We start from the raw sequence: 24,237 nt of genomic DNA, 5'->3' as shown, positions 1-24,237 counted from the left end.
CGCGCGGCGGGGAGGTCCCCCGCCGCGCGTCGGTCGGTCGGTCCGTCGGTCAGTCGACGGGGAACAGCGACAGGCTGAGCGTGCCCGTGTACTCGCCGGGCGCCGTGTCGACCGGGACGTCGAGCACGAGGTCCGCGCCCAGCGTCGTCGTGCCGAGACGGCCCTCCGGCGTGGCCGACGCCAGACGCCCCGGGACGACGAGTCCCTCGCCGCCGCCGAGCGCGGTGGCGCGGGCGTCACCGGCGACGATCCCCGCACGCGGGGTCTCGACACGTGGCGTCCAGCCCAGGTGCTTCGCGTCCAGCAGACGCGAGCCGGAGTCGAACGAGTACGCCTGGCCGGTGACCGCCCACCCCGTGACCCCCGCCTGCGAGACGGAGCGGGAGTCGGCGACCGTCACCGCGGGCAGCTGGCCCCGGAACCGCAGCGCGGTGCCGGTGTTCTGCGGCCCGTCGAGCGTGACGCTGTCGGCCGCGACCGACAGGGCCAGGACGCCGTCCTGGTTCTCCGGCACGACGGCCTTCAGCTCGACGCCCTCGGTGGTGGCCGGGTCGCGGAACAGGCGCGGCAGCAGGTCGATCAGGTTCTTCGACCACACGTCGAACCCGTGCGGGCCCTGCGTGACACCGGCGAACTCGTGCTCGATGCCGTTGGTCTCCAGCAGGTTCAGGAGGTCCATCGTCGCCTGGTACGTGAAGTCGGTCTTGTCACCGGTGTAGATCCGCGCCAGCCGGGTCTCGGCGTTGACGGCGGCGGGGTCGAACTGCGGGGTGTTGAAGAACAGGCCGCCGGAGAACGCACCCATCCACCCGAACTGGCCCGGGCGGGTCAGCCACGTGTTGAGCGTGTTCATGGCGCCCATCGAGAGGCCGGCGATGGCCTGGCCGGCCGCGTCGTCCGCGATGTTGTACTCGGCCCGCGCGGCGGGTGCGAGGTTCTCCATGAGCTCGGCCGGGAAGTCCGGCGAGTTGCCGTTCCCCATGACGACCACCATCGGGACGATCGCGCCGTCCTTGATGTAGTGGTCGAGGATCTGCGGCGCGCGGCCCACCTCGACCCAGTCGCCGTAGTTCTGCCCGCCGCCGTGGTTGAGGTACAGCACGGGGTAGGGCTCGGCGCGGTTCGGGTCGTAGCCCTTCGGGGTCCAGACGTACGCCTGGCGCTCCTCACCGGCGACCGCGCTCTGGTACGTCAGGAGGTTCAGGTCGCCGCGGTCCTCCTCGGGCAGGTCGCCCAGCAGCCGGTCCGTCTCGCCCGGCACGAACAGCGGGCTGACGCCGGTGAGGGTGTTGACCGTGTCCTCGGGGTCCTTCACGTCCACCCCGTCGACGACGTACCGGTAGTAGTAGAACCCGTCGAGCGGGCCCATCTGCAGCCGCCAGCGGTCCCCGACCTTCGTCATCGGCACGCGGAACCACGCACCGTTCGGGGCCCAGTTGGCCCAGACGGTGACGTCCTTCGCGTCCGTGAACTGCGTGCCCGTCTCGAACGTGACGATGCCGTCCTCGTCCACGTGGGGCGTGGTGACCGACCCGGTGGCGGGCGCCGTGTAGCGCTCGTCGAGCGGGCCGTGCCCCTCGCGCGGGCCGTGGCCGGCGTCGGTGAAGACGCGCGACGCGAAGTCCCGCAGACCCTCGCGCCACGTGTCCCAGGTGCCGCCGGTGTCGGGGTCGACACCGTCGAACTCGTGCTCGACCCCCGCGCGCTCCAGCGCCCGCAGCAGGTCGTGCGTCGGGTTGTAGGCGGGGTCGAGCACGTTGCCGACGTAGACGCGCAGCCGGTCGGTGCCCTCGTTGATCTCCCGTGCCGTCGTGGCGCTGATCGAGCCGGTCAGACGCCCCGAGAAGGACGCGACCTCGCGGAACACACCCGGGTCGGTGCGCAGCACGGTCAGGGCCTGCTGCGCGCCGGCGCCGATGCCGGCCAGCGCCTGGTCCTCCTGCGACACGTGGTACGCGTCGCGGGTGGCCGCGGCGACCCCGTCGAGCAGGTCGGTGCCCGGGTCCGAGCCGCCGAGCTGCGACATCACGACGACCATCGGCGTCAGGTCGCCCTCGGCGGCGAGGTTGTCGAGCACCTGCCGCGCGCGCCCCAGCTCGGTCCACTCGTCCGCGGACTGGCCCGAGTCGGCCAGCAGGTGGAGCACCGGGTACGCCTCCTCGCGCTCGGCGTCGTACCCGGGCGGCGTCCAGACCAGCGACGTGCGCTCGTCACCGGAGACGGGGCTGTCCCACGTCAGCTCCGTGACCTCGCCGCCGTTCGGGACGTCGGCCATCCACTGCACCGACGGGCCGGGCACGAAGAACGTGTTCCAGGTCGGCTTGGACTCGATCGCCACGGGGGTGTCCGGGTTGCGGAACGACGTCTTGGTGCGGTCCGGGAACGTCGCCGTGTACTGGTAGTAGTACAGGCCGGGGTCGAGGATCCCGACCTGCGTCGGGTAGTCCGTCCCGCTGGGGTCCATCGCCAGGTCGGACCAGGTGCCCGCGGGGCCGATGTTGCCCTGCAGCTCGACGGTCTGCGGCGTGCCCCCGACGAGCTCCTGCACCACGGCCTGCGGTGCGGTGAACCGGTAGTACCCCTCGGGGGTCACCGACACCCACGGGTCCGGTGCGACCCCGTCGGCTGCTGCGGCTGGTGCCACCGCCGCACCTCCCATCACGAGTGCGGCGCCCGCGACCACGGCTGCGGTCCGTCGGTGCCCTGCTGGGCCTGTTCGAGTCATCCTCATCGATTCCTCTCCTCTGTCACCGACCGGTAGGTGGGCGCAGCGGACCCGCTCTCCGCGTCGAGAGCCGATGAGATGCTTCCCCCTCCGGAAGGACGTGGACGCACTCGACGTCCACGACACCCCGCGGTCTGCAGCGTTGCAGAGGCGGGTTGTCCGAATGCTGTCGTGTCCGGAGGTTTAACGTCAATACCCGGGTACGACCGGTTCGCGGATCGCCCGGTCCGGTGCCGTCCCCGGGGGTCGGCAGGGCGCCCGTGCCGTAGGCTGGCCGCGGATCCAGCACAACTGAACACGCTGCTCGAACCGCGGCGGGAGAGCTCCCGTCGGCCGTCCGCGAGGACGGCAGCGCGGGACGCCGAAGGAGCAACCCTCCCCGGGAATCTCTCAGGCACCCGTACCGCCGCGGCCAGGCAACTCTGGAAAGCGGCGCCGGCCAGGTCCGGTGCCCACCGACGGTGCAAGCCGGCGCGCCCCGGAGCCGCGTCCCGTCGGGGCGTGCTCATGGCGGACCGGCAAAACTCTCAGGTCACCCCGTACGGGGTGGATGACAGAGCGGGGAGCCCCTGCCCGTCCCGGGCCGTGCGTCGGCACGACCGGACGACCCCGTGGAGCACCCGTGACCGACCTCGCCGTGCCGCCCGTCCCGTCCGCCGCTCCGTCCGCCGACGTCCCGCCGCGCCGCTCGCCGGCCGCCGCCGGCTTCGCCGACCGGCACATCGGCCCCCGCGGGGACGAGACGTCCCGCATGCTCGCCGCCCTGGGGTACGGCGACCTCGACGCGCTCGTCGACGCCGCCGTGCCCGCCGCGATCCGCACCGACCGGCCGCTCGACCTGCCGCCCGCGCGGTCCGAGGAGCAGGTGCTCGCCGACCTGCGGGCGATCGCCGGCCGCAACCGCGTGCTGCGCCCGATGATCGGGCAGGGCTACTACGGCACGGTCACCCCCGCGGTGATCCGGCGCAACGTGCTGGAGTCGCCCGCCTGGTACACGGCCTACACGCCGTACCAGCCGGAGATCTCGCAGGGCCGGCTCGAGGCGCTGCTCAACTTCCAGACCGTCGTGTCGGACCTGACGGGGCTCGACGTCGCGAACGCCTCCCTCCTCGACGAGGCCACCGCCGTGGCCGAGGCCGTCGCGCTCATGTGGCGCGCGTCGCGGGCGACGACGGGCACGGTCGTGCTCGACGCGGACCTGTTCGGGCAGTCCCTCGCGGTGGCGCGGGGGCGGGCCGAGGCCGTGGGTCTGCCGGTCGTCGTCGCGGACCTCACCGACGGCCTGCCCGAGGTGGACGGGCCGCTGGTGGGCGTCGTCGTGCAGCAGGTCGGGGCGTCGGGTGCGCTGCGCGACCTGCGCCCGGTGGTCGCGGCGGCCAAGGAGCGCGGGGCGCTGGTGACCGTGGCCGCGGACCTGCTGGCCCTGACGCTGGTGACGTCGCCGGGTGAGCTGGGGGCGGACGTCGCCGTCGGCTCGGCGCAGCGGTTCGGCGTCCCGCTGTTCGGCGGCGGGCCGCACGCGGCGTTCATGGCCGTGCGCTCCGGGCTCGAGCGCACGCTGCCCGGGCGCCTGGTCGGGGTGTCCGTCGACGCCGACGGCGCTCCCGCCTACCGCCTCGCGCTGCAGACCCGTGAGCAGCACATCCGCCGCGAGAAGGCCACGAGCAACATCTGCACCGCGCAGGCGCTGCTGGCGATCGTCGCGTCGATGTACGCGGTCTACCACGGGCCGGACGGGCTGCGGGCGATCGCGCGTCGCGTGCACGGGCGTGCGCGGGCGGTGCAGCAGGGGCTGCGCGGGCTCGGCGTGACGGTCGTCCACGACGACGTCTTCGACACCGTGCGCGCGCACGTCCCGGGCCGCGCGGCCGACGTGGCACGCGCCGCCGTCGACGCGGGCATCAACCTGTGGGTCGCGGACGCCGACCACGTGCAGGTCGCGTGCGACGAGACGACGACGGCCGACGACGTGGTGGCGGCGCTGGGCGCGTTCGTCGCCGCCGGCGTCACCACGGCCCCGGTCGCGGCCGACGGGACCCGCTCCTTCGGCGCCTTCGGGGGAGGCCCTGCCGAGCCGCGGGCCGAGCTGCTGCGGCGCTCCGACGTCCTCACGCACCCCGTGTTTCACGTGAATCGTTCCGAGACCGCGATGCTGCGCTACCTGCGCCGCCTGTCGGACAAGGACCTGGCGCTCGACCGCACGATGATCCCGCTGGGCTCCTGCACCATGAAGCTCAACGCGACGGCCGAGATGGAGCCCATCTCGTGGCCCGAGTTCGCGGACATCCACCCGTACGCGCCCGCCGACCAGACCCAGGGGTACGCGGCACTGGTCACCGAGCTGCAGGAGTGGCTCGCGGAGATCACCGGCTACGCCGCCGTCAGCGTGCAGCCGAACGCCGGCTCGCAGGGCGAGCTCGCCGGGCTCCTCGCGATCCACGCGTACCACGAGGCCACCCGGGCCGAGGGCGCCGAGCACCGCGACATCTGCCTCATCCCCGCGTCCGCGCACGGCACGAACGCGGCCTCCGCGGCGCTCGCCGGGCTCAAGGTCGTCGTCGTCGCGACGGCCGAGGACGGCGAGGTCGACCTGGCCGACCTGCGCGCCAAGCTCGAGCAGCACGGCCCCCGCGTCGCGGCGATCATGATCACGTACCCCTCCACGCACGGCGTCTACGAGGAGCACGTGCGGGAGGTGTGCGACCTGGTGCACGCCGCCGGCGGGCAGGTCTACATCGACGGCGCCAACCTCAACGCGCTGGTCGGGCTGGCCCGCCCGGCCGAGCTGGGCGGCGACGTCTCGCACCTCAACCTGCACAAGACCTTCTGCATCCCGCACGGCGGCGGTGGTCCCGGCGTGGGGCCGGTGGCGGTGGCCGCGCACCTCGCGCCGTACCTGCCGGGGGACCCGACGCCGGGCGCGGGGGCGCGGGGGGAGGGTGCCGCGGGCTCCACCGTGGCCCCCGTCTCCGCGGCCCCGTGGGGCTCGGCCGGCATCCTGCCGATCTCGTGGGCGTACGTCGCGCTCATGGGCCCCGACGGCCTGCGCCGGGCCACCGAGACCGCCGTGCTCGCGGCGAACTACCTGGCCACGCGCCTGCGCGAGCACTACCCGGTGCTGTACGCCGGCCCCGGCGGGCTGGTCGCGCACGAGTGCATCCTCGACCTGCGCCCGCTCACCAAGGCCACGGGCGTGACGGCCGAGGACGTCGCCAAGCGCCTCATGGACTACGGCTTCCACGCCCCGACGCTGTCGTTCCCCGTGCCCGGCACGCTCATGGTCGAGCCCACGGAGAGCGAGGACCTGGCCGAGCTGGACCGGTTCGTCGAGGCGATGGTCGCCATCCGCGGCGAGATCGAGGGGGTCGCGGAGGGACGGTGGCCGCTCGCCGACTCGCCGCTGCGCCAGGCGCCGCACACCGCGGCGGCGGTCTCCGCGGACGTCTGGGAGCACCCCTACGGCCGCGAGCAGGCCGCCTTCCCCGTCGCGTCGCTGCGCACCGACAAGTACTGGCCGCCCGTGCGCCGCATCGACGGCGCCCGCGGCGACCGTCACCTCGTCTGCTCGTGCCCGCCCGTCGAGGCGTACGCGGACGACGTCCGATGAGCGCGACCGGCACGTCCCCGCAGCCCTCCACCGCGACCGGAGCCCCGATGACCGAGCAGCACTCGCCCCTGCACGACGAGCACGTGGCCCTCGGCGCCGCCCTCACCGCGTTCGCGGGCTGGCAGATGCCGCTGCGGTACACCTCCGACCTGGCCGAGCACACCGCGGTGCGCACGGCCGCCGGGTTGTTCGACCTGTCCCACATGGGCGAGATCGAGGTGACGGGCCAGGACGCCGGCGCGTACCTCGACCGCGCGCTCGTGGGGAACCTCAGCGGTCTGCGGGTGCTCGGCGCGCGCTACACGATGGTCGTCCAGGAGGACGGCGGCGTGATCGACGACCTCGTCGTCTACCGCACGGGGGAGACGACGTACCTCGTCGTCGCCAACGCCTCCAACCACGCGGTGGTGCTCGCCGAGCTGCGCGACCGGGCCGCCGCGACGGGCCTGGACGTGCAGGTCGAGGACCGCTCGGCCGCGACCGGCCTGGTCGCCGTCCAGGGGCCGCACGCGCTGGCGGTCGTCGAGGCGCTGCCCGGCCTGGCGCCGGACCCGGACGGCCCGGCGGACGTCACCCCGGCGACCCTGCGCTACTACGCCTGCCTCCCGATGCGGTTCGAGGGCCGGCCGGTCCTCGTGGCGCGCACCGGGTACACGGGCGAGGACGGGTTCGAGTTCTTCGTCGACGCCGACGGCACCCCCGCGCTGTGGCGGGCGCTGCTGGCCGCAGGGGCCGACCACGGGCTCGTCCCGGCGGGCCTGTCGGCGCGCGACTCGCTGCGGCTCGAGGCCGGCATGCCCCTGTACGGCAACGAGCTCGACCGCACCACCACCCCGCACGACGCGGGCCTCGGCCGCGTGGTCCGCCTCGACAAGGTGGACGCCGACGGGGAGCCCGTGCCGTTCGTCGGCCGCGACGCCCTCGCCGCGCGGGCCCACAGCGCACCGGCCCGTGTGCTGGTCGGCCTGCAGGGCCTGGGCCGGCGCGCGGCCCGCCACGGGTACGCCGTCCACGCGTCCACGCAGCCGGACGCCCCCGTGGTCGGGACCGTCACCTCGGGCGCGCCGTCACCGACGCTCGGCCACCCGGTCGCGATGGCGTACGTGACGCCCGAGGTGAGCGCCGAGGGCACCGAGCTCGCGGTCGACGTGCGCGGTCGGCGCGAACCGGTGCGCGTCGTGGCCCTGCCCTTCTACCGTCGTCCTCGGTGACCGCGGCGCCACCCGTCGCCCACCACGCCGTCCCGCAACCCCGACCCGACAGGAGCCCTCCATGGCCGCCGAGCTGCCCGCCACGCTGCAGTACACCGCCGAGCACGAGTGGGTCGACGACTCGTCGCCCGTGACCGTGGGCATCACGTCCGTCGCCGCCGAGGCGCTGGGGGACATCGTCTTCGTCGAGCTGCCCGCCGTGGGCGACACCGTCGAGGCGGGGTCGGTCATCGGGGAGATCGAGTCGACCAAGTCCGTGTCCGAGCTGTTCTCCCCGGTGTCGGGCACGGTGGCCGAGGTCAACCAGGCGGTCGTCGACGACCCGTCGCTGGTCAACGCCGACCCGTACGGCGCCGGGTGGCTGCTGCGCGTCGACATGACGTCCGCGGGTCCGCTGCTGTCCGCCGCGGAGTACGGTGCGCTCAACCCCTGACGGGGGTGGACCAGGGGTGGCGTAGGTGGTGGTACCCAGGACTGCGCCGTCCGGGGGACGTCGCAGCCGTTCCGCCATGCGTCCGGGTGCTTGCCCCGAACGGGTGATGTGACGCACAGTGCTGGACGACGGCCTTCACTCGTGACGTATCAGGGGGTTCCGAGAGTCGTCATGTCAGGTGCAGCTATCGGCACCGCGGGGGGGATCTCACGGTGATTCGAGGAGAACGGCCGATTCCGCGTCATACCCACGACGCATGTCGCTCTCATCCGGTATGCAGCCGACGCGGGTCCGGAGAGTCCGGTCCTGCCGCCCACCGGAGGACATCATGACCATGCTGGACACGAGCGCGACCTTGCACACGACGGCGGCCCACGCGCTGACCCGCCGCGAGCGGGTCGTGCTGGCGGAGCTCGCCGAGGACGTCACGCTCGAGGAGATCGCGACGCGGCTCTTCGTCACCCGCAACACCGTCAAGTCCCAGGTGCGCAGCGTCTACCGCAAGATCGGCGCGTCCACGCGTGCCGAGGCCGTCGCATGGGCCGAGGCCCACGGCATCCGCTGACCTCCACGCCGGGGTCGGAGGGTCTGCCCGCGCAGCGCTCCCACCCGTCTCCCGTCCCGCCCGGCCGGACCTCCCCGGCCGTACGCGACCTCCCGCACCCGCCACGCCACACCGTCGTGACGCGGCTGCGACGGATGGCGCCGCGACGACCGTCCCTGGCGGGCCTGGTCGTCCGGACAGCACCGCGCCCCGGGGCGTGCGCCCCATCACGGGGCTGTGACCAGCGCGGGCATACCCACATGACACGCCTGTGACCCGAGGGCCCGTGTCGCCGTGACGCGCGGCCGCCCCGCGGGCCCGTGCCGTGACGGCGTCGCCACGCCATCCCGCCGCGGTGGATCTTGTGCCGGGCCCTCGTGACCCCGCTGTGACGCGCGGCTGGCAGACTCGTTCCATGACTCCTGTGCTCGTCGTGGCGGCAGCCGTCGTCGACGACCTCGACGACCCGCGTCTGCTGCTCGCGGCGCGTCGCGCCACCCCCGCCAGCCTCGCCGGCCGGTGGGAGTTCCCCGGCGGCAAGGTCGAGCCGGGGGAGACACCCGAGGAGGCCCTGCACCGCGAGCTCCGCGAGGAGCTCGGTGTGCGCGTGGGCCTCGGCGTCGAGCTGCTGGGCCCCGACGACGGGATGTGGCGACTGTCCGACCAGTACGTCATGCGCCTGTGGTTCGCCGAGGTGGTCGAGGGCGAGCCCGAGCCCATCGTCGAGCACGACCAGCTGCGCTGGCTGCCCGCCGGGCAGTGGCTCGACGTGCCGTGGCTGGACGCGGACGTGCCGATCGTCGAGGGCCTGCTGCAGTTCGTCGCGGGGTTCGCCGCGGACGAGCGGTCCGTGGACCGCTCCGCCTGAGCCGCCGCCCCGCCCTCGGGTGAGAGGGCGTCCGGGCGCCGCGCGTGGTGCGGCGACCGATGATCCCGTCGCCGCGTGCGAGCGTGTTCGCTCTGAGCGAAAACCGCCGCCGGAGCGGTTGGCACTCTCGACCCTCGAGTGCTAATTCTTGACGTGTAGCCAGCCGGCGGCCGAGCCCGCCGGGGAGCACCGGGGCACCGGGAGGTCCGGGCCCCACGTCGAGGAGGTGATGGGGCGTGGCTACTCGTTTCGACCCGTTCCAGGAGATGGACCGTGTGCTCGCGCAGGTGCTGGCGTCCGACCGTGCGTCGGCCACCATGCCGATGGACCTGTACCGCGACGGCGACCACTACGTCCTGCACGTCGACCTGCCGGGTGCCGACCCGGGCACCATCGACGTGAGCGTGGACGACCGCACCCTGACCATCCGCGCCCAGCGCAGCGCCCGCACGGAGCACGACGTGCAGTGGCTCGCGAAGGAGCGCCCCGTCGGGCAGTACGCGCGGCAGCTCACCGTGGGCCGCGGCCTCGCGCTCGACCGGATCAGCGCCACCTACACGGACGGCGTGCTGACCCTCACCGTCCCGGTGGCCGAGGAGGCCAGGCCGCGCCGCATCGAGGTGCAGCACGGGGCCGCCTCGACGCCGATCGAGGCGGGTGCCACCGCCGACTGACCGGCGAGCCCGGGTACCAGGGCTGGGTCGCTCCGGAGGAGCGATCCAGCCCTTTCCCGTGAGAGGGCGATCCAGCCCTCGGCCCCGCGGTGTCCCGTCGCCGGGGGCGGCGTCAGCGCGGAGCGTCGAGCGTCGTCGTGAGGCGGTCCAGGGCGTCGGTGAGGATCGCCGTGGACGTCGCGAGGTTCAGCCGCACGTGGCCGTTGCCGCCGGGCCCGAACGTCGGCCCCGCGTTCACGGCCAGGCGGCCGCGCTCCAGCAGGAGGTGTGCCGGGTCGGCCCCGGTCGCCGCGACGGCCGGCGTCTCCCGCAGGTCCAGCCAGGCGAAGTACGTCGCGGCGGGGCGGTGCCACCGCGCCTGCGGCAGGCGGTCGGCGAGCGTCCGGGCGACGAGGTCACCGTTGGCCCGGATCGCGGCCAGCACGTCCGCGAGCCAGGCGTCCCCCCGGCGGTAGGCCGCCTGGTGGGCGATCGACGCGACGTGGCTGACACCGTGGCCGACGATCTCCGGCAGGTCCCGCAGGTCGTCCGCCGCGGGGCCGGGGACCGCCAGCGCGGCCTTGAGCCCTGCGAGGTTGAACGCCTTCGACGCCGAGTGCAGTGCGATCGCGTCCGGGATCACGGTGGTCGTGGGGACGAACGGCTCGTCGCCCACGACCAGCGGGGCGTGGATCTCGTCGGCCACCACCCGCACACCGTGGCGGGCCGCCAGCTGACCGACGGCCCGCAGCTCGTCGGCGGAGTGCAGGGTGCCCGTCGGGTTGTGCGGGTGGCACAGCAGGTACGCGCGCGCGTCGCGGAAGGCCTGGTCGAGGGCGTCGAGGTCCAGGCGGCCGGCGGGGCTGAGCGGCGCGCCCACCACGCGCCGGCCGGCGTGCTCGACGAACGCGCGGAACGGCGGGTACACGGGCGGGTTCACCACGACGCCGTCGCCCGGCTCCGTGACCACGGCCAGCACCTCGGCCGCACCGATCATCACGTCCGGCACCATGCGCGTGCGCTCCACGGGGACGTCCCACCCGTGCTGCCGCGCGGCGAACTCCGCGAACGCCTCGGCGTACGCCACGCCGCGCGGGCTGCTCGGGCCCGGTTCGTAACCGGTGTCACCCGTCGTCAGCGCGGCGACGGTGGCGTCCACGACCGCGTCGGGCGGCAGGACGTCCATCTCGGCGACGAACGCCGGCAGGACGTCGTCGGGGTAGGTGTGCCACTTCAGCGAGGTGCGGCGGCGCATGTCGGCGACGGTGACGTCGAACGGTGAACCCATGCACCGCAGGGTAGGGCCGGACCGGACCGCCTTGCCGCGGGAAGGGGGTCGGGCAGGGGTGCCCGCCCGACGAGTCCCGGTGCCCGCGCCGGTCGGTCGGCAGGACGGCGGACGACGGGACGTGCGCGATGCGGTTGACGGTGCACGAGCTCATGACGCTCGACGGGGTGGTGCAGGGGCCCGGCGCACCCGACGAGGACCCCAGCGACGACGGCGCCCGCCCGGTGCGGGGCGGGCGCCGACCGTGCCGTCAGAGCGTCGCGCGGACCGTGCGGGTGGCCGCGACCAGGTGCTCGAGGGAGGGGGTGACCTCCTCGTAGCGGCGGGTCTTGAGGCCGCAGTCCGGGTTGACCCAGAGCTGGTCGACGGCGATGGTGCGGACCGCCTCGGTGAGCAGCTCGGTGACCTCCGCCTCCGACGGGACGCGCGGGGAGTGGATGTCGTAGACGCCCGGGCCCACGGCGCGCGGGTAGCCCGCCGCGGCGATGTCGCCGAGGATCTCCATCTTCGAGCGCGCGGCCTCGATGCTGGTCACGTCGGCGTCCAGGCCGTCGATCGCCTCCATGATCTCGCCGAACTCCGAGTAGCACAGGTGCGTGTGGATCTGCGTGTCCGGGCGCACGCCGGCCGTCGAGAGCCGGAACGAGCGGACCGACCAGTCGAGGTACGCGGCGTGGTCCTTCTCGCGCAGCGGCAGCAGCTCGCGCAGCGCGGGCTCGTCGACCTGGACGACCGCGATGCCGGCGGCCTCGAGGTCCGCGATCTCGTCGCGCAGCGCGAGGGCCACCTGGTTGGCGGTGTCGCCCAGCGGCTGGTCGTCACGGACGAAGGACCACGCCAGGATCGTCACCGGGCCGGTGAGCATGCCCTTCATCGGCTTCGCCGTGAGCGACTGCGCGTACTGCGCCCACGCGACGGTGATGGGCGCGGGTCGCGACACGTCGCCCCACAGGATCGACGGTCGCGTGCACCGCGACCCGTACGACTGGACCCAGCCGTTCTGCGTGACGGCGAACCCGTCGAGGTTCTCGGCGAAGTACTGGACCATGTCGTTGCGCTCGGGCTCGCCGTGCACCAGCACGTCCAGGCCGATGCGCTCCTGCAGCTCGACGACGCGGCGGATCTCCGCCTTCATCTCGTTCTCGTACTGCTCCGCCGTCAGCTCGCCCTTGCCGAAGGCGGCACGCGCCTTGCGGATCTCGGGGGTCTGCGGGAACGAGCCGATGGTCGTCGTCGGCAGCGCCGGCAGGTCGAGGCGGGCGGCCTGGGCGGCCTTGCGCTGGTCGAACGGGCCGCGGCGGAACTGCTCGTCGGTCAGGGCGGCGGCACGCTCGCGGACCTCCGGACGCACGACGCCCGGGGCCGTCGCGCGGGACTGCACCGCGTCGGACGCGGCGCGCAGCTGCTCGGCGACCGCCGCGCGGCCCGCGGTCAGCCCCTGGGCGAGCGTGGCGACCTCGCGGACCTTCTCGTCCGCGAAGGCGAGCCAGGACACCAGCGTGCGGTCGAGCGCGGGCTCGTCCTCGAGCGTGTGGGGGACGTGGAACAGCGACGTCGACGTGCCGACGGTGACCGCGGCCGCGCCGAGCGTCCCGAGCTGCTCGAGGACGGTGAGCTTGGCGTCGAGGTCCGCGCGCCAGATGTTGTGGCCGTCGACCACGCCGCCGACGAGCGTCTTGCCGGCCAGGCCGGCGACGGCGACGGTCGGGGCGTCGCCGCGGACGAGGTCGAGCGCGAGGCCCTCGACGTCCGTGGCCGCGACGACGGGCAGGGCGGCACCGAGGTCGCCGTACGGGGCGGCGAGCAGGATCGCGGGCCGCTGCGGGCGGGCGAGCTCGGTCGCCAGCGCCCGGTAGGCGCGCGTCGTGGCGTCGGCGAGGACCTCGGCGGAGACGCCGACGGAGTCGGAGACGAGCGCGGGCTCGTCGATCTGCACCCAGGTGGCACCGGCGGCCGCGAGCTCGGTGAGCAGGCGGGCGTAGACGGGCAGGATGTCGTCCAGGCGGTCGATCGGCGAGAAGTCGGCCGGCGCGTCCTCCGTGGGCTTCGCCAGCGCGAGGTACGTGACGGGTCCGACGACGACGGGCCGCGTCAGCACGCCCTCGGCCAGCGCCTCGGTGAACTCGGCGACCGGACGGTCGGACGCGTAGCGGAACTGCGTGTCCGGGCCGATCTCGGGCACGAGGTAGTGGTAGTTCGTGTCGAACCACTTCGTCATCTCGAGCGGCAGGTCGTCGCCGCGGCCGCGGGCCACGGTCGAGTAGCCGGCCAGGTCGAGGCGGCCGTCGGCGTCCTGCAGGTCCGCGAACCGGGCGGGCACGGCCCCGACGAGCGCGGTCGCGTCCAGCACCTGGTCGTAGAAGGAGAACGCGCTGGGGATCGCGGGCGCGTCGGTGGCGAGCCCGAGCTCGGCGAGGCGCGTCCGGGTGCGGCGGCGCAGGTCCGCGGCGACGGCCTCGACCTCGTCGGCCGAGGTGCGCCCGGCCCAGAACGCCTCGAGGGCCTTCTTCAGCTCGCGGCGCGGGCCGATGCGGGGGTAGCCGAGGACGGAGCCGGCGGGGAAGGCCGGGGTCGCCGGCGCGGCGGGCGTGGTGTCGGTCATGACAGGGTTCCTCGCGGTGTCGTCGTGGTCGTGCCGGCGGGGGTGCCGCCGGGCACGGTGAGGTCGTGGGGGGCGACGGCGCTGCGGCGGCCGCCGACGAGGTCGGCGCCGTCGAGCAGGTCGAGCGCCGCCTCGTGCTTGTTGAAGGTGTAGACGTGGACGCCGGGCGCTCCGCCGTCCAGGACGCGGTTGACGAGGTCGACGCCGGCCTGCGTGCCGCGGCGGTGCCGCTCGACGGGGTCGTCCGTGGAGCCGAGGACGTCCAGCAGGCGTCCCGGGACCGGCACGCCGGTGAGCTCCTGGACCCGCAGCAGCCGCTCGGGGTCCGTGGTCGGGATGATGCCGGGCACGATGGGGATCGTGACGCCGGCGGTGCGTGCCTCCGCGACCAGCCCGAGGTAGGCCTCGGCGTCGAAGAAGACCTGCGAGATCGCGAAGTCCGCGCCCGCCTCCTGCTTGGCCAGCAGCGCCTGCACGTCCTGGGCGCGGGTGCCGCCGGTCGCGTGGTTGCCGCGCGGGAACGCCGCGACGGCCACGGACAGCGGGCGGACGCGGGCGCGCACGGCCTGTGCCGCGCTGCGGCCGCACCGGCGGCGCTCGATGTCGCGCAGCAGCTCGACCAGCTCGGCGGCGGTGTGCACGCCCTGCGGGTGCGGCCGCCAGTCCGGCTCACCGGCGGGCGGGTCGCCGCGCAGCGCGAGGAAGGCCCGCACGCCCTCGTCGAGGAACTCCTCGACGATCGTCGTGACCTCCTCGCGGGACGTCCCGACGCAGGTCAGGTGGGCGATCGGGTTGAGCGACGTCTCACGCAGCAGCCGGCGGACGAGAGCCCGCGTGGTCTGCCGGGTGTGACCGGACGCCCCGTAGGTGACCGACACGAAGTCGGGCTCGACGGTCTCCAGCTCCCGCACGGTCGCCCAGAGCCTGGGCGCCGCGTCCGGGTTGCGCGGCGGGAAGAGCTCGAAGGAGACCGTGGGGCGGTCCAGGGCGCCCGCCTGCTCGCTCCGGCGCCGTGCGACACGGGAGTGCTCCGGCACCGTCGGTGCGGGCGCGGCGCTCGGCGGCGGGGCGCTGGTCGGGACGGCGGTGGTCGGGATCTCGGCCACGACGCTCATCGCGCCGGACGCGCAGCTGTCGGGCGGGACGTCCCGCACGAAGGGTCGGTGGCACGGTCGCGCACGCTCATCGTCACTCCATCGTTCCTGGCGGAAGCACCCACACCCTCGCGTGGAGGGGGGTTGCTGCGGCGTCGTCGAGCCAGGTCTCTCAGCCGCTCTGGATGGTCGCCGAGGATCGTACCCCTGTGCCCGGATGGCGGACAGTGGTACTCGGAATGTGAGACGTCCCGGTCCGGCCCGCAGGCGTCGCGGGCGGCCGTCGACCGCGGCGGGCCCGGCGCTCACCGGCCCCCGCGCAGGTCAGCGGCGGCGACGCTGCAGGACCGAGCCCTCCCGGCTCGTGCGCTGGTGCGGCAGCCCGGGGGACGCCTGGGGGACCAGCACGGGGACCGCCAGCAGACCGTGCTCGACGGCCTCGAGCACCACGGCGTCCGCGTCGTCCTCGCTCAGCCACGCGTCGTGCGCGGCCCGTACGGCGGCGTGCCGCCCGTCGAGCTCCCGATCCTCCGCCATGCGGGCACCCTAGCCGCGAGGTGGGCCCGTGCCGAGCCCGTGGGCGCGCTGTCACCCTGGGGGAGTATCGGCCGCCTCCGCCGATGCCCTCCGCCGCACCACGACGCAGTCCTCGAGGTGGTCGTCCACCACCCCGCACGCCTGCATCGCCGCGTACGCGGTCGTCGGGCCGACGAACCGGAACCCGTAGCGCTTGAGCTCCTTGGCCAGGGCGGCGGAGCCCGGTGTGCTGGCCGGCACGTCCGCGAACGTGCGTGGCCGCGGTCGTGGCCCGGGCGCGTACGACCACAGCAGCTCGTCGAGGGTGCGCCCCGACTCGTGCAGCGCGAGCACGGCGCGTGCGTTGGCGACGGTCGCCTCGATCTTGGCGCGGTTGCGCACGATCCCGGCGTCGGTGAGCAGCCGCTGGACGTCGTCCTCGCCGAACCGGGCCACCGCCTCGGGGTCGAAGCCGGCGAACGCCTCCCGGAAGGCCGGCCGCTTGCGCAGGATCGTGATCCAGGCGAGCCCGGACTGGAACGCCTCGAGCGCGAGGCGCTCGTACAGCGCGTGCTCGTCGTGCACGGGCACGCCCCACTCGTCGTCGTGGTACGCGGTGTACAGCGGGTCGCTGCCGCCGAAGCAGCGGAACGGCGCGGGCGTCGGGGTCATGGTGCGAGTCTGGCGCGGTACCCCGGGTCCGGGTGCGGCCAGGACCCGAGCTGTGGGCGGGACGCGCATCCGGGCACCTGTGGTCGGCGCGGCGGGTCGGGCCGCGCGCGGCTCAGAACAACGGCCACGGCACCGGCGACGACCCACCCGCCGGCCTCGGGAACCGTCCGCTCGCGAGCAGCCGGTCGCACCGCGCCGCGAGGGCGGCGACCTCGGGCGCGTCGAGCAGCGTGGCCAGCCGTTCCCCCAGCACGGCACCCACCCCGGCACGCACGCGCTGCACGCCGGCACGCTCGTCCGCGTCGAGCTCCCGGCCCACCCAGCCCCACAGGACCGTCCGCAGCTTCGGCTCGGTGTGGAACGTCACGCCGTGGTCCACCCCGTACCGGTGCCCGCCCGCCACGGGGAGCACGTGCCCGCCCTTGCGGTCGGCGTTGTTCACCAGCACGTCGAGCACGGCCATGCGGCGCAGCGCGGCGGAGTCCTCGTGGACCAGCGCCACCGGCCGTCCGTGCTCGTCGGTGCCCTCGAGCACCGTGCACCACCCCTGTGCCGGGATCCGCGACGTCGCGACCACGTCGACCGGGTCCTGGTACGGGTCCGGCTCCTGCCACAGCTGCACCATGCCCGGCCCCAGCGGGCCGTCGCGCAGCCACGTGCGCGGGACGACGTCCCCGCCGAGCACCTCCGAGACGAGGTACGTGGCGACCTCGCGCCGCGCCAGCGTGCCGTCCGGGAAGTCCCACAGCGGGCGCTCGCCGGCCACGGGCTTGTACACGACCTCCACGTCACCGACCGTGCCGACGAACGTCGCGTTCGACGCGGCGGTCAGACGACCGACGACCCGCAGCTCGCCCGTGTCGAGCTCGTCGGCGTCCAGCCCGGTCACGCCCCCGCGAACGGTCCGCAGACGTGACCGTCGGGGTCGATCGGCTCCCCGCACCGGCTGCACGTCGGGCGTCCCGCGTCCACCACGGCACGCGTCCGCCGGACGAACGCCCGGGCCGTCCCCACCGGCATCCGGACGACCAGCACCTCGCGGGGCTCGTCCTCGTCCGGTCCGGGCGCCGCCTCGTCCTCGTCGTCCGTGGTCTCGTCGAGCGCGGTCTCGTCGAGCGGGAACGCCTCGACGACCACCTGCAACGTCCGCGGGTCCCACCCCAGTCGCATCGGGCCGGTGCGGAACAGCGGCTCGACCGGCTGGTCGACCGGCTCGTCGTCCACCAGCTCGGGTGGGATGTCCCGGGGCACGGTCAGGGGGTGGGAGGGGTCGGTCGCGAGGTCGTCGAGCAGCTGCTCGACCATGTCCGCGAGGACGGCGGACTGCTGCTTCTCGAGGACGACGCTCGTGGTCCGCTCCCCGAGGCGCGTCTGCAGGTAGAACGTCCGCTCGCCCGGGCGCCCGACGGTGCCCACGACGACGCGGTCCGGCCAGTCGAACTCGTGGACGACGACGGTCATGCGGCGAGTCTACGAACGGTCGGGCGCTCCCACCGGTCGAGCCGTGGCCTCGCTGCCGTGCCCGGCCCCACCCCCGACCGGCGCGTCGTCCACCGGGCGTGCCGTCGCGAGCCATCCCAGGTCGCCGCCGTCGGTGTTGACGGCGATCACCTGCGGTCGCGACGGCCCGTAGCGGACGAGCGACACCGACGCGGGGCCCACGTCGAGCCGCTGGAACAGGTCGAGGTGCATGCCGAGCGCGTCGGCCAGGACGGCCTTGATGACGTCGCCGTGGCTCACGGCCGCCCAGAGGGCTCCGGGGCCGTGCCGGTCCTCGACCGCGGCGTCGTGCCGCCGCACGGCGGCGACGGCCCGGGCCTGGACGGCTGCCAGCGACTCACCGCCGGGGAACGTCACGGCCGTGGGGTGCGACTGCACCGTCGTCCACAGCGGCTCGCCCGCGAGGTCCGCCAGCGACCGGCCCTGCCAGGTGCCGTAGTCGCACTCGGTCAGCGCGTCGTCGACCGTCGGGTCCGGTGCCCCGCTCATCCCGGCGAGCAGCAGGTCCGTGGTCTCGAGGCACCGTTCCAGCGGGCTCGTCACCACGCGGACCAGCGGCACCGCGGCGAGGCGGGCAGCGGCGCGCACCGCCTGCCCGCGTCCGACCTCGTCGAGACGCACCCCGGGGGTGCGCCCGGCCAGCACGCCCCGGACGTTGGCGTCCGTGCGGCCGTGACGGACGAGCAGGACGGTGGCCATGCCCGCAGCCTAGGCAGCCGCCGTCACCCCAGCGCGGCCAGGGCCTTGCGGATGCGCGTGGGGCTCACCGGCACCGGGGTGCCGAGCTGCTGGGCGAACAGGCTCACGCGCAGCTCCTCCAGCAGCCAGCGGACGTCGTCGAGCGTCGCGTCGCGCGCCGGGTCGGGGGCGGCGGTGCGGGCGCGCTCGCGGGCCGCGGTGTACAGCTCCTCGACGTCGTGCACCTGCCAGGCGAGGTCGGCGTCGCGCGTCGGGTTCTCCGCAGCCTTGGACAGGCGGTGGCGGGCCGCGCGCAGGTAGCGGACCAGCTGCGGCAGGCGCTCGGCGCCGACCTCGGAGACGAAGCCGTCGTGGACCAGGCGCGCCGACTGCTCCCGGACGTCCTGCGCGGTCGCCAGCAGCGCGAGGCTGTTGGCGCCCCGGACCTCCGCGTCGAGCTCCCGCCACGCGGTGAGCACGGTGACGAGGTCCCCGACCACGCGGTGCACGTCGTCCTCGAGCCCGTCGCGGACCGCGGCGCGCAGCGCGGCGTACGCCTCGGCGTCGCGCACGTCCCGTGCCGTCCGCCCGCCCAGGTGGCGGGCCACGAGCCGGTCGATCGACGCGAGCTGCACGTCGGCCACCAGCGCGTCGGTGCTCGGGTACGGCGAGGCGGCCAGCGCGAGCGCCTGCGTGCCGCTCCAGCGGCTGGTCACGCGCGGCGTGGCCAGGCCGACGTCGAGCAGCAGCAGCCGGCGCAGCCCGCGGCGCGCGGCGACCTGCGCCGCTGCGCCGTCGGCGAGGACGCGCAGCGCGACGGACGTCCGCCTGCCCGTGCCCTCCTCGACGAGCGTCGGGTAGGCGCGCACGACACCGCCGGCGGTGGTGGTCGCCTCGATGACGTCCGGCAGCGGACCGGGCAGGTCCGGCCAGGTCGTCAGGCCGGTGCGCTCGAGGTCGGGGTTGGCCGTGCTGCCGCCGGCGGGCCCCGGGACGGGGCCGGATCGACCTCTCGCGCCAGGGGCGGTGGGGGCGGGGGACGGTCCGGGCGTGCTGGATCGACCGCTCGCGCCCGGGGGGCGGCCGGCGGTGCCGGGCTGGGGGGTGCCGGCTGCGGGCAGGCCCGCCTGGGCGGCGGCCTCCTCCATCGCGGCCCGCACGGCCGTGCGGACGGCGGACGCCACGGCGTCCTGCGCCCGGTCCGCGTTGCGGCGCTGCAGCGCGAGCAGGTCCTTGCCCTCGTCGATCACGCCGCCGCGGTCACCGACCACGCGGAACGTCATGCGCAGGTGCGCGGGCAGGCGCTCCTCGTCGACGGCGTCGGGCGGCACCTCGACGTCCCGCAGCGCGCGCACGGCGCGGGCGAACATCTCGCGGAACGACGGGGCCGCGTCGCCGGCGCGCACGGTGTCGACCCACGAGGCGGAGTGCTCGTCGAGCCAGGCGTCGACGGCCCGTGCCACGTCCGGTGCCGGGACCAGCTGCACGCGCACCGGCTTGGGCAGCGCGCGGATCGTCGCCGTCAGCAGCTCGGCGCGCATGCCCGGGACCATCCAGTCGAACCCCTCGGGGCGCACGCGCGGCAGCTGGGAGATCGGGACGTGCACGGTCACGCCGTCGGCCTCGGTGCCGGGCTCGAACTGGTACGTCAGCGGGAACGACAGCTCACCCTGCGGCCAGCGCGACGGGAACGCGCGCTCGTCGATCTCGGCGGCGTCCTCACCGACCAGCAGGTCCCGCGTGAACGACAGCAGGTCCGGGTCCGCACGCCGCGCGTCCTTCCACCAGCGGTCGAAGTGCCGGGCGGACACGACGTCGGCGGGGACGCGTGCGTCGTAGAAGGCGAACAGCGCGTCGTCGTCGACGACCAGGTCGCGGCGTCGCGCGCGGGCCTCGAGCGCCTCGGCCTCGTCGAGCAGGCGGCGGTTCTCGTGGAAGAACGTGTGGTGGGTCGTCCACTCGCCCTGCACGAGCGCGTGCCGGATGAACAGCTCGCGCGCCTGCTCGGGGTCGGTCCTTGCCAGCAGCACGCGGCGCTGCGCGACGACGGGGACGCCGTAGAGCAGCACCTTCTCGTTCACCATGGCCGCGCCCTGTCGGGTGGACCACGCCGGCTCGGAGTACGTGCGCTTCACGAGGTGCGCGGCGGCCTCCTCGACCCAGTCCGGGTCGACCTTCGCGACGTCGCGCGCCCACAGCCGCGAGGTCTCGACGAGCTCGGCGGCCATCACCCACGACGGAGGGCGGCGCGACAGGCCCGACCCGGGGAAGATCGCGAACCGGGCGCCGCGCGCGCCCAGGTACTCGTTGCGGGCGCGCGCGTCGGGGCGCCGCGGCTTGCCGTCGCGGCCCTTGGGGGCGTTGCCGGCGGCGACGTCGGTGATGAGCTGCATGCCGATCTGCGACAGCAGGCCCGGCAGCATCGCGCGGTGGATGGTGTCGCCGTCCCACGTCCAGCGCGTCTGGACGGTGTCGCGGGCGTCGTCGGTGGCGGCGTCCTGCGTCGGTGCGCCCGTCGGGGTGTGCCGGCCGCCGTCGCGGCGCCCGTCGCGCCCGTGCCCGGCGGCGGCCGGGACGTCGTCGGACGTCGGGGTGGGGGCGCCCTTGGCGTGCACGCCCAGGCCCTTGGCCATCTCCCGCAGCTGCGTGACGACGTCCTGCCACTCGCGCACGCGCAGGTAGTGCAGGTGCTCGGCCTTGCACAGGCGGCGGAAGGCCGAGCCGGACAGCTCGCGCTGCCGGTCGCGCAGGTACGTCCACAGGTTGAGGTACGTCAGCAGGTCCGACGACGGGTCGGCGAACCGCCGGTGCAGCGCGTCGGCCGTCTCGCGGGACTCGGCGGGACGCTCGCGCGGGTCCTGGATCGACAGGGCCGCGGCGATGACGAGCACCTCGCGTGCGACGCCACGGCGCCCGGCCTCGACGACCATGCGCGCCAGGCGCGGGTCGATGGGGAGCTGGGCGAGCTGGCGGCCCGTCTCGGTGAGGCGCGTGCGGCCGTGGACCTCCTCCAGGGCGTGCAGCTCGGTCAGCAGCCCGACGCCGTCGCGCACGGAGCGGACGTCCGGCGGGTCGACGAACGGGAAGTCGACGACCTCGTCCGGGGACGTCACGACGCCCACCGCGATCATCTGCAGGATCACCGACGCGAGCGACGTGCGCAGGATCTCCGGCTCGGTGTACTCCGGGCGGGACTCGAAGTCCTCCTGCGAGTACAGGCGGATCGCGATGCCGGGCGCCACACGGCCCGACCGCCCGGACCGCTGGTTCGCGGACGCCTGGGAGACCGGCTCGATCGGCAGCCGCTGCACCTTCGTCGCCTTGGAGTACCGCGAGATGCGGGCCGTGCCGGGGTCGACGACGTACCGCACGCCCGGCACCGTCAGCGACGTCTCGGCGACGTTGGTCGCCAGGATCACGCGCCGGCGCGTGTGCGGCTCGAACACCCGTCGCTGCTCCGCGGCGGACAGCCGCGCGTACAGCGGCACGATGTCGACGCCGTTCGGGTGCTTCGGGTCGACGCGCGGGCCGAGGGAGCCGCGCAGCGCGTCCTCGGCGTCGCGGATCTCCCGCTCGCCGGACAGGAACACCAGGATGTCGCCCGGTCCCTCGGCCATCAGCTCGTCGACGGCCTCGGTGATGCCCGTGACCATGTCACGGTCCGGGCCGTCGTCGGGGGACAGCGGCTGGTACCGGATCTCGACGGGGTAGGTGCGGCCGCTGACCTCGACGACCGGCGCGGGGACCCCGTCGGGGTGCTCCGCGGTCGGCGGGCCGGCGAAGTGCCGCGCGAACCGGTCCGAGTCGATCGTCGCCGACGTGATGACGAGCTTGAGGTCCGGCCGCTGCGGCAGCAGCCGCGTGAGGTACCCGAGGATGAAGTCGATGTTGAGGCTGCGCTCGTGCGCCTCGTCGATGATGAGCGTGTCGTACATCCGCAGCATCGGGTCGCGCTGGATCTGCGCGAGCAGGATGCCGTCGGTCATCACCTTGACGAGCGTCGAGTCCGACGACTCGTCGGTGAACCGCACCTGGTAGCCGACGACGCCCCCGAGGGGCACGTTCAGCTCGTCCGCGATGCGCTCGGCGACCGTGCGCGCCGCGATCCGGCGGGGCTGCGTGTGGCCGATCTGGCCGGCGCGGCCCCGGCCCAGCTCCAGGGCGATCTTCGGGATCTGGGTCGTCTTGCCGGAGCCCGTCTCGCCCGCGACGACGATCACCTGGTGGTCGCGCAGCGCGGCGGCGATCTCCTCGCGGCGGGCGGAGACCGGGAGCTGCTCGGGGTAGACGATCGGCGGGAGGGTGACGGCTGCGCGGGCCTCGGCGGTGCGGGCGAGGTGGGCGTCGTCGCGGCGGGGGTCCTGACCACGGCCACGTCCACGGTCACGGCCGCCGCGTCGGCGTCCTCCACCGCGGGCGCCCTGGGGGGCGGCGGTGTCCGGGGCGGGGTCGGGCGTGCTCACGACCGTCCATCTTCGCAGGAGCGACGGCGGGCCCTCACGTCGTTTCCCGTGGGCGGCGGTTGTGGCACACCGTCGCGCCACCCGGAATGGGCGTCTACGTGGCCGACAGTCGGCGCTCCATCACGGGCTCGAGCCCTGCGAGCAGCTCGTCGAGGATGGCGAGCGCGTCGTCGACGGTGTCCGCGCTGACCACTTCCGCTCGGTACTCGGCGCCCGATCGCGCGAATCGCAGGTCGGCGGCGTCGTCGAGCGACTGACGTACGCCGACCTGCGTCGAGTGGTTGCGGAGGATCGCCGCTGCGGCGGCGAAGGTGTCGGCATGGTGACCGCGATCTCCGGACGGTCGCACGCCGAAGGCCAGCACGAGGGCGAGCGCCACCTTGCGGCACCCGTCGTACGCGAGCTGGAACGCGCCCTCCTGGTCGCCCAGGTCGCGACCGGCGGCGGCGGTCCGACCGTGTCGGCGAGCCTGCTCGACCATGGTGCGGCAGACCACCGGGTCGACCGGTACCTGCTCGAGCTCCCCGGCGGTGACCATCCGGGAGAGCTCGGTCCTGCGGGCGGGCGTCATGTGGGCGTGTCTCCTTCAGCGCGGCGGACCACGACGAGGTGCGGACCTGCCTGCACGGACTGGACGAACCCGCTGCGTGCCTCGTGCCAGTCCGCGGGCGCGAGGACGGTGATCTGGACGGGCATGTCCGCCTGCTCCTCGAGGCGGGCGTTGGCGCGTCGCAGCTCACGTGGCGGCGGATCGCCCACGACGAGCACGTCCAGGTCGCGAGGCGGCGGGCCAGGGTGTCCGAGGGTGCGTGCCGCCCACGACCCGATGATCATGCCGATCTCGACACCGGGGAGTGCGTCCAGCGCCTCGGCGACCATCTGCGCCGGCCCGTGCGTGCGGCTGAGGATCTGCCGGAGGGGCTCCACGAAGGGAGAGCTCGGATCGGCTCGGACGAGTCGTGACCGGCCGACCCGCCGTTCGGTGAGCACACCCGCCTGGACGAGTCGGTTCACCTCGCGGAGGGCGTTGGGTGCCGCGACACCGGCGGCGCGGGCCAGGTCCGCGATGTTGGCCTCGCGGTCCTCGTCGAGGAGGAGGGTGGCGAGGATGGTCCCTTGAGCGGGCGTGCGGAAGATCGGCAGCAGCACCTGGCCGCGGTCGACCTCTCCCGTATCGTTCATTCTGCGTACCATATCGTACGCCAAACGTATGTGTCGAGACCGTCAGGCGTCGGTCCGCACCCAGCGGGGCCCCTCCGGCACTCGCGGAGCCCGACATGCCCTTGGCCTTCTCGTCAGCTTCGAGGTGCGTACTGCGAGCGAGCCGTGCGCGGGTGGTCGGTGAGCACCAGCGCGGGAAGGCACGCTCCTGCGGACCCGCCG

General features: G+C 74.6%; 18 protein-coding genes and 2 riboswitches. Of the genes, 6 read left to right on the top strand and 12 right to left on the bottom strand.

Features of this window, described 5'->3' with window-relative positions:
* Positions 1-49: 49 nt before the first annotated feature.
* Positions 50-2,644 carry an alpha/beta hydrolase gene (locus tag BMZ16_RS17075; protein WP_177199760.1) on the bottom strand — a complete coding sequence of 865 codons (2,595 nt, stop codon included), beginning with the start codon at positions 2,642-2,644 and terminating at the stop codon, positions 50-52.
* A 386-nt stretch (positions 2,645-3,030) separates the two neighbouring features.
* A riboswitch (glycine riboswitch) is annotated at positions 3,031-3,141 on the top strand.
* Between the two features lie 134 nt (positions 3,142-3,275).
* On the opposite strand from BMZ16_RS17075, the gene gcvP reads away from it, so the two are divergent.
* From gcvP to BMZ16_RS17045, 6 genes are all read left to right on the top strand, one after another.
* Positions 3,276-6,332, top strand: coding sequence for an aminomethyl-transferring glycine dehydrogenase (gene gcvP / locus BMZ16_RS17070; protein WP_089802694.1), 3,057 nt, complete (start codon positions 3,276-3,278; stop codon positions 6,330-6,332).
* Positions 6,333-6,379: 47 nt separating this feature from the next.
* On the top strand, positions 6,380-7,543 hold the full coding sequence (gene gcvT / locus BMZ16_RS17065) for a glycine cleavage system aminomethyltransferase GcvT (protein ID WP_089802969.1): 1,164 nt from the start codon (positions 6,380-6,382) through the stop codon (positions 7,541-7,543).
* A gap of 61 nt (positions 7,544-7,604) precedes the next feature.
* Positions 7,605-7,976 (top strand): glycine cleavage system protein GcvH, encoded by a 372-nt coding sequence (gene gcvH, locus BMZ16_RS17060; RefSeq protein WP_089802692.1) that lies wholly within the window; start codon positions 7,605-7,607, stop codon positions 7,974-7,976.
* A 328-nt stretch (positions 7,977-8,304) separates the two neighbouring features.
* Positions 8,305-8,541, top strand: coding sequence for a helix-turn-helix domain-containing protein (locus tag BMZ16_RS17055; protein WP_255366768.1), 237 nt, complete (start codon positions 8,305-8,307; stop codon positions 8,539-8,541).
* A gap of 394 nt (positions 8,542-8,935) precedes the next feature.
* Entirely contained in the window at positions 8,936-9,388 is a 453-nt protein-coding gene (locus BMZ16_RS17050) for a (deoxy)nucleoside triphosphate pyrophosphohydrolase (protein WP_089802690.1), read from the top strand.
* Positions 9,389-9,624: 236 nt separating this feature from the next.
* Positions 9,625-10,062: an Hsp20/alpha crystallin family protein gene (locus tag BMZ16_RS17045; protein ID WP_089802687.1), complete on the top strand. Its 438-nt coding sequence runs from the start codon at positions 9,625-9,627 to the stop codon at positions 10,060-10,062.
* A 112-nt stretch (positions 10,063-10,174) separates the two neighbouring features.
* Here the strand turns inward: BMZ16_RS17045 and BMZ16_RS17040 are convergent, their stop codons facing one another.
* From BMZ16_RS17040 to BMZ16_RS16990, 11 genes are all read right to left on the bottom strand, one after another.
* On the bottom strand, positions 10,175-11,329 hold the full coding sequence (locus BMZ16_RS17040) for a MalY/PatB family protein (protein ID WP_089802686.1): 1,155 nt from the start codon (positions 11,327-11,329) through the stop codon (positions 10,175-10,177).
* Positions 11,330-11,579: 250 nt separating this feature from the next.
* Entirely contained in the window at positions 11,580-13,931 is a 2,352-nt protein-coding gene (metE, locus tag BMZ16_RS17035) for a 5-methyltetrahydropteroyltriglutamate--homocysteine S-methyltransferase (RefSeq protein ID WP_089802684.1), read from the bottom strand.
* A complete protein-coding gene (locus BMZ16_RS17030; RefSeq protein ID WP_089802682.1) occupies positions 13,928-15,046 on the bottom strand; it encodes a methylenetetrahydrofolate reductase in 1,119 nt (372 codons plus the stop codon). Before BMZ16_RS17030 ends, metE begins: the two co-directional genes overlap by 4 nt.
* 64 nt (positions 15,047-15,110) lie before the next feature.
* Positions 15,111-15,217: riboswitch (SAM riboswitch) on the bottom strand.
* A gap of 132 nt (positions 15,218-15,349) precedes the next feature.
* Positions 15,350-15,562 carry a hypothetical protein gene (locus tag BMZ16_RS17025; protein ID WP_089802680.1) on the bottom strand — a complete coding sequence of 71 codons (213 nt, stop codon included), beginning with the start codon at positions 15,560-15,562 and terminating at the stop codon, positions 15,350-15,352.
* Positions 15,563-15,613: 51 nt separating this feature from the next.
* Positions 15,614-16,213, bottom strand: coding sequence for a DNA-3-methyladenine glycosylase I (locus BMZ16_RS17020; RefSeq protein WP_089802678.1), 600 nt, complete (start codon positions 16,211-16,213; stop codon positions 15,614-15,616).
* A 112-nt stretch (positions 16,214-16,325) separates the two neighbouring features.
* The gene (locus BMZ16_RS17015; RefSeq protein ID WP_089802965.1) at positions 16,326-17,093 is read right to left on the bottom strand and encodes an SCO1664 family protein; all 768 of its coding nucleotides are present in this window, start codon (positions 17,091-17,093) and stop codon (positions 16,326-16,328) included.
* A 5-nt stretch (positions 17,094-17,098) separates the two neighbouring features.
* Positions 17,099-17,674 (bottom strand): DUF3090 domain-containing protein, encoded by a 576-nt coding sequence (locus BMZ16_RS17010; RefSeq protein WP_089802676.1) that lies wholly within the window; start codon positions 17,672-17,674, stop codon positions 17,099-17,101.
* 9 nt (positions 17,675-17,683) lie between these two features.
* Entirely contained in the window at positions 17,684-18,412 is a 729-nt protein-coding gene (locus tag BMZ16_RS17005; protein ID WP_089802674.1) for an MSMEG_4193 family putative phosphomutase, read from the bottom strand.
* A gap of 23 nt (positions 18,413-18,435) precedes the next feature.
* Positions 18,436-22,854, bottom strand: coding sequence for an ATP-dependent RNA helicase HrpA (gene hrpA, locus BMZ16_RS17000; protein WP_089802672.1), 4,419 nt, complete (start codon positions 22,852-22,854; stop codon positions 18,436-18,438).
* Positions 22,855-22,948: 94 nt separating this feature from the next.
* Positions 22,949-23,425 carry a hypothetical protein gene (locus BMZ16_RS16995; RefSeq protein WP_143082878.1) on the bottom strand — a complete coding sequence of 159 codons (477 nt, stop codon included), beginning with the start codon at positions 23,423-23,425 and terminating at the stop codon, positions 22,949-22,951.
* The gene (locus BMZ16_RS16990) at positions 23,422-24,036 is read right to left on the bottom strand and encodes a winged helix-turn-helix domain-containing protein (RefSeq protein ID WP_143082877.1); all 615 of its coding nucleotides are present in this window, start codon (positions 24,034-24,036) and stop codon (positions 23,422-23,424) included. The genes BMZ16_RS16995 and BMZ16_RS16990 overlap by 4 nt, the downstream gene beginning before the upstream one ends.
* Between the last annotated feature and the right edge of the window lie 201 nt (positions 24,037-24,237).

This window comes from Cellulomonas sp. KH9 (genome assembly GCF_900114185.1).
In the GTDB taxonomy this organism is placed as follows: domain Bacteria; phylum Actinomycetota; class Actinomycetes; order Actinomycetales; family Cellulomonadaceae; genus Cellulomonas.
Note: the sequence above shows the minus strand (reverse complement) of the source record. Positions and strands in the feature narration are given on the sequence as shown.